The sequence below is a fragment of the Paraburkholderia sp. EG286B genome (assembly GCF_040965655.1).
Classification (GTDB): Bacteria; Pseudomonadota; Gammaproteobacteria; order Burkholderiales; family Burkholderiaceae; genus Paraburkholderia.
In genome coordinates this window covers 1-2,077 of the sequence record NZ_JBFRCF010000100.1, presented here as the reverse complement: position 1 = coordinate 2,077, position 2,077 = coordinate 1, and the positions used below count along the sequence as shown (strand labels likewise).

Genomic DNA, 2,077 nt, shown 5'->3' with positions numbered 1-2,077 from the left:
AGCCCGACGCACAGGCTCACCATCCTGACGCAGACATCGCCGGTCGATCGCGACCGTCGCGATGCAGCTACGCTCGCCCGCTGGTTGCGAACGATTCTACATTCGGTGTGGAGAATTCATCGCTTACGAACGCTCTATGGCAGGCGGGAGGTTGCCCGCGCGAGCATCGCACCGACAGCCTGTCAGCGGCCTTCAAGAACCTGAGCGAGAAGGAAGACTTCACTACCCGCTACAAGGCGCTGCTCGATCACTACGAGATGCAGGGCACGCGTAACAATCGCGGTCTAGGTCACGAGAACGGGAGTGTCGAATCCTCGCACCGGTATCTGAAGGACGCAGTCGATCAAGCCCTGATGCTGCGTGGCCATCGCGACTTCGTTGATCGTGCTGGCTACGATGAATTCATCCGCGAGCAGGTGATGCGCCGAAACCGGCGCTGCGCCGCCGCGTTCCGTATCGAGCGCCAGCAGCTTCAGGATTTGCCGGAGTACCGTACCACTGACTTCGTCGAGGAAGAGGCTCCTGTGACCCGCTGCAGCACTTTTACGGTGCGCGGCATCCTCTACAGTGCGCCGTCGCGCCTGATTGGTCACCGGCTGAAGGTGCGCGTCTACGGCGACCGGCTCGACTGTTACCTGTCCGGCCTGCTGGTCCACAGCACCGCACGGGGCTCGCGTGCGCGCGACAACCGCCACGCGCTTGATTACCGCCACTTCATTGACTCGCTGAAGCGCAAACCCCAGGCATTCAAGGGGCTCGCGTTTCGTGACGCGCTGTTCCCGCGTGATGCGTACCGCAGAACCTGGGAACAACTTGATGCCCGCCTGTCACAACGCGATGCATGCAAGACGATGGTCGGCCTGCTTGAGCTCGCGGGCCTGCACGGCGTGGAGGCCGTACTGGCCGGGCAGCTTGATGCAATGCTGGAAACCGGCGAGCTTCCCGATCTCAAGGCGCTGCGTGAACAGTACGCACCCCGTGAGGTCCAGTGCCCCGATGTCGAGGTTCAGATGCCGCCCGTTGCCGTGTATGACGAACTGCTCAAGAAGGTGGCAGCATGAACGCGCCCGCGCATGATGGTGGCCGCCTGGCCTTGATGCTCAACGAGCTGCGTTTGCCAACGATCGGTAGGTTGTGGCCCGAGTTCGCTGAGCGTTCGGACAAGGAAGCCTGGCCGGCCGCACGCCTGCTCGGCGCACTGCTAGAGCACGAGCTGGCCGAACGCGCTAAGCGACGCATCGAGCGGCACCGTACCGAGTCGCATCTGGACCCGACCAAGACCCTCGCGGCGTTCGACTTCGGCGCCGTGCCGATGGTCTCAAAAGCGCATGTCACAGCGCTGGCCACCGGAGAGTCATGGCTGGAGAAAAGGCGCCACGGTTCTCCTGTTCGGCCCGCCTGGGGTCGGAAAAAGCCACCTGGGATCGGTTATCGGTCATGCATTGATCGACGTGGGTTACCGCGTGCTGTTCACGCGTACCAGCGAGCTCGTCCAGAAGCTGCAGGCCGCGCGCCAAAGCCTGCAGTTACCTTCCGCGCTGGCCAAGCTCGATCGCTTCGATTTGATCATCCTCGACGACCTGTCGTATGCCCGCAAGGACCAGGCCGAAACCAGCGTTCTGTTCGAGCTGATTGCCGAGAGGTATGAGCGAAAAAGTCTTCTGATAACTGCAAACCAGCCGTTCTCGGGCTGGAATGACGTGTTCCCCGACCCCGGCATGACGGTCGCCGCCATCGACCGGCTTGTGCATCACTCGACGATCTTCGAACTCAATGTCGAAAGCTACCGCCGCCGCAAGGCCGGCGACAAACAGAATGCACGGCGGCGTCAACTACACGACGACAAACCTAGCAATCCGTTCAGCGGCCAGTTGCCTGACGACGGCAACGTTGCGCAGTAACGATGAGCGTCAACTACACGATCACGCAACGACAATTACGAAGGAGCAACGTTGTCAGCGGGCGGCGTTATAGAGCCAATCTGGGGGCGGCGTAATCGGGCCACCTGAGGGGCGGCGCAATGAAGCCAGTTCAGGGGCGGCGTAATCGAGCCACCTCATGGGCGGCGTAAAGAAGC

At 61.9% G+C, this 2,077-nt stretch carries 1 protein-coding gene and 1 pseudogene; both read left to right on the top strand.

Annotated features, from left to right (window positions below):
• A partial coding sequence (locus tag AB4Y42_RS43840) for an IS21 family transposase (protein ID WP_368692939.1) occupies window positions 1-1,061 on the top strand: 1,061 nt, incomplete at its 5' end.
• Window positions 1,058-1,901, top strand: a pseudogene (gene istB / locus AB4Y42_RS43835) (IS21-like element helper ATPase IstB). The gene AB4Y42_RS43840 and the pseudogene istB, both read left to right, overlap by 4 nt.
• The last annotated feature ends 176 nt before the right edge of the window (window positions 1,902-2,077 follow it).